Annotated in this window: 4 protein-coding genes and 1 tRNA gene; 2 read left to right on the forward strand and 3 right to left on the reverse strand. The window is 68.1% G+C overall.

The features are described 5' to 3' along the window. Together V7053_RS18270 and V7053_RS18275 are read right to left on the reverse strand one after the other, a co-directional pair. Positions 1 to 241 (reverse strand): hypothetical protein (locus tag V7053_RS18270; protein ID WP_334173684.1); only part of this gene is annotated, 241 nt, incomplete at its 3' end. Positions 242 to 336: 95 nt separating this feature from the next. After that, a tRNA-Arg gene (locus tag V7053_RS18275) sits at positions 337 to 408 on the reverse strand. Between the two features lie 247 nt (positions 409 to 655). On the opposite strand from V7053_RS18275, the gene V7053_RS18280 reads away from it, so the two are divergent. Beyond that, complete coding sequence (locus V7053_RS18280; protein WP_334173685.1) at positions 656 to 1,636, forward strand: ABC transporter permease; 981 nt, start codon at positions 656 to 658, stop codon at positions 1,634 to 1,636. Positions 1,637 to 1,688: 52 nt separating this feature from the next. Here the strand turns inward: V7053_RS18280 and V7053_RS18285 are convergent, their stop codons facing one another. Beyond that, a complete protein-coding gene (locus V7053_RS18285; protein ID WP_334173686.1) occupies positions 1,689 to 1,883 on the reverse strand; it encodes a hypothetical protein in 195 nt (64 codons plus the stop codon). Positions 1,884 to 1,908: 25 nt separating this feature from the next. On the opposite strand from V7053_RS18285, the gene V7053_RS18290 reads away from it, so the two are divergent. Next, positions 1,909 to 3,501, forward strand: coding sequence for an ABC transporter substrate-binding protein (locus V7053_RS18290; protein ID WP_334173687.1), 1,593 nt, complete (start codon positions 1,909 to 1,911; stop codon positions 3,499 to 3,501). The last annotated feature ends 90 nt before the right edge of the window (positions 3,502 to 3,591 follow it).

Below are 3,591 nucleotides of genomic sequence, written 5' to 3' on the forward strand. Positions count from 1 at the left end.
CGAGGTCGAGATGAGCGATCAGCGTCTGGCGACCCCATACCAGCCAGCCGAAGGCGTCGAAGCTGGGGCGCGTTCCCGCCCACACGACCAGGAACACCGACACCGCGAGCAGGAGCGCCACCCCCGCCACCGTGGGGCGGTTCGCGCGTGCGTAGCCGCGCAGCGTCCTCAGGACCGGCGGATGATTTCGCTCCGGCCGCGGTGCGCCCGGAGCGGAGGGGGCTTCCAGCGTGCTAGCCACGGGAGGGGCAGCACGGTAGCAGGAGGCCTCTGAGGGTCCCTGCGATTGCTCCCCTGGGGCGTTAGCTCCCCGAGCCGCGTCCGCTGCCGGGAGGATGCCCCCGGCAGGAATCGAACCTGCATCCCGCGCTTAGGAGGCGCGTGCTCTATCCATTGAGCTACGAGGGCGTGGGCGGCAGGCTACCCGCCGTCCGTCCCGGCCCCACGCGGGCGGCGGACGCGACCCCTTCCCCTCAGCGGCTGGCCGGCCACGGGGTCCGGGGCGTTCGTAGCCGCCGGCTTGTCCGCAAGCTTCGTTTGCTCACGGTTAACCCTTGGTGACAGCGCTGCAGCGGTCTGATATCCCGCAGGCAGTGAATCTCGCCGCCGGGTCCAGAGAGGGGTTTGGGTTGCCGCGCGGAACCTCTACCGACGCATGAGCATCGGCGCGTCAGAGCTGGTCTTCGAGGATGCCGCGGGGCTCGACGCCTCCGGTGAGCCGCGGGAGGTCACAGCCCGCTCTCCCTCCCAGCTCTTCTGGCGCCGGTTCCGAGCCGACCGGGTGGCGATCGTCTCGCTGGTCTTCATCGTGGTGCTGATCCTGGTGGCGGTGCTGGCCCATCCCATTGTCAGCCTGCTCGGCGTCAGCGGACCCGACCAGCAGAACCTCAGCGCCCTTGATGCCTTCGGGCAGCCCTCGGGGCCGAGCGGCGCCCACCCGTTCGGGGTCGACGAGCTCGGCCGGGACATCCTGGCGCGGGTCATCTACGGCGCGCAGGTGTCCCTTGAGGTGGCGTTCATCTCCACCGGCGTGGCGGTGCTGATCGGCGTGATCGTCGGCACGGTGGCCGGCTACTTCCGCGGCTGGATCGACTCGCTGCTGGCGCGGGCGATGGACGTGGTGCTGGCCTTCCCGATCCTGCTGCTGGCCATCGGGCTGGCCTCGGCCTGCTCGCTGGGGCGCGGCTGCCTCGGGGGGCTCATCACCCCCGGGCGCGTGACGCTGATCGTCGTCATCGCCCTCTCCTCCTGGCCGTACATCGGGCGCATCGTGCGCGGCCAGGTCCTCTCCCTGCGGGAGAAGGAGTTCATCGAGGCGGCGCGGTCTCTCGGCGCCTCCGACCTGCGCATCATGAGGCGGGAGATAGTGCCCAACCAAGTGGCGCCCATCATCGTCTACACGTCGCTGATCCTGCCCACCAACATCCTCTATGAGGCGGCGCTGTCGTTCCTCGGGGTGGGTGTCCAGCCGCCGACGGCGAGCTGGGGGCAGATGATCGCCTCGGCCACCGGGATCTTCGACACCGCCTGGTGGTACATGCTGTTCCCGGGGCTCGCCCTGGTGCTCACCGTCCTGGCCTTCAACCTCGTCGGTGACGGTCTCCAGGACGCCCTGAATCCCAGGACCGGACGCTGATGAGGCGTCCGTTCCACGTCATGTCGCACGAAGTCAAAAAGGAGGAGGACAGCTACATGCGTCCGTTTCGTTTGACGCTCGGCTCGCTGGCGGTGATCGCCTCGGCGTTCACCATCGCCGCCTGCGGGTCCAGCAGCAGCAAGAGCAGCGGGAGCTCGAGCTCCGGCTCCAGCTCCAGCTCCAGCTCCGGCTCCGGCTCCGGATCCGGATCCTCAGGCTCCGGCCTGTCACTCAGCGGCCTGGCCAACACAAAGCCGCAGTCCGGTCAGAAGATGGGCGGGACGCTGAACGTGATCTCCAACGAGGGCTGGGAGCACCTGGACCCTGGTGCCTCGTACTTCCAGATCGACTACCTCGTCGTCTACGCGACGCAGACGCCGCTCTACACGTTCACCCCGACCAGCGACAAGCCGGTCCCCCTGCTGGCCTCGGGTCCGCCCCAGATCAGTGACGGGGGCAAGACGCTCACCGTCAAGATCAAGTCGGGCTTCAAGTTCAGCCCTCCGCTGAACCGTGCGGTGACCTCCAAGGACGTGGCCTACGCGTTCCAGCGCATGTTCAACCCGAAGGTCCAGAACGGGTACGCCAGCGGCTACTTCCCCATCGTCGGCTCCGCCACCTCCAACGGCAAGCCGATCTCCGGGATCAGCACGCCGGACGCGACCACGATCGTGTTCCATCTGACCAAGCCGTTCGCAGCCACGATGGCCGAGGCCCTCACGCTGCCGGGCACCGCACCGGTGCCGCCTGAGCTGGGTGCCAAGGACGACTCGTCCAGCCCGTCGAAGTACGACAGCGACCCGACGACGCAGGCGTTCACCGGGCCGTACATGATCAAGAGCTACAGCGCGGGGCGCAGCATCACGCTGGTGCGCAACCCCAACTGGAGCCGCTCGGTCGACGGCGTTCGCCCCGCGTACGCCGACCAGATCGTGTGGAACGCGGGAGTCGATCCCAACGTCGCCGCGCGCCAGACGCTGGCCAGCACCAACCTCCTGATGGCTGATGGGCCTCCCGCCCCGGTCCTCAAGACGGCCTACCTGACCAAGAAGACCCAGCTGTCGATCGCGCCCCTGGGCGCCTACTACGCGGCGTTGAACACCACGGTGCCGCCGTTCAACAACATCAACCTCCGCAAGGCGGCGATCGCGGCGTCCAACCGGGCCGCGTACCTGCTCGCCCGCGGCGGCAAGCTCGTCGGCCAGGTGGCCACGCACTTCATCTATCCCGAGGTGCCGGGCTTCCAGCAGGCGGGCGGCTACAAGGGCTTCGGTGAGGACTTCGTCTCCAGCCCCACCGGCAACATGACGGTGGCCAAGAAGTACATGAAGCTCGCCGGCTACCCGAGCGGCAAGTACACCGGCAGCGCGACGGTCACGATCGTCGGCTCCAACTCCGACCCGGGTCCGCAGGAGATGCAGATCGTCCAGAACGGCCTCGCCGCGCTGGGCTTCAAGACCACCATCAAGGCTGTGCCGCAGCAGACGATGTACTCCAAGTTCTGCGGCTACGTCAAGGCGCACGTCAACGTGTGCCCGACGGCGGGTTGGATCGAGGACTTCCCGGACCCGTACGCTGCGCTGTTCGTGCCGTTCGACGGGAACGCGATCGTCCCGATCAACAACAGCAACTGGTCGGTCCTCAACGACCCCAAGGTCAACTCGCTGATCGACAAGGCGTCGGCCATCACCGACCTGACCGCGCGCTACCAGGCGTTCGCGCAGGCCGACAAGGCGATCGTCGACGACGCCGCGGCGATCCCCGAGATCTGGGCGGACAACGCCCTGGTCGAGGGATCCAAGGTGAAGGGCGTGCTCGATCCCTGGAACGACGACTGGAACCTGAGCTTCAGCTCGCCGAGCTGAGGTGACGGGAACCTGAACTGCTGAGGGGAGGGGCCTCGCGAGCGCGACGCCCCTCCCCAGAGGCTCCCCCTCCCCCGAGGCTCCCCCTCC

Source organism: Sinomonas sp., from assembly GCF_036848755.1.
Taxonomy (GTDB): domain Bacteria; phylum Actinomycetota; class Actinomycetes; order Actinomycetales; family Micrococcaceae; genus Sinomonas.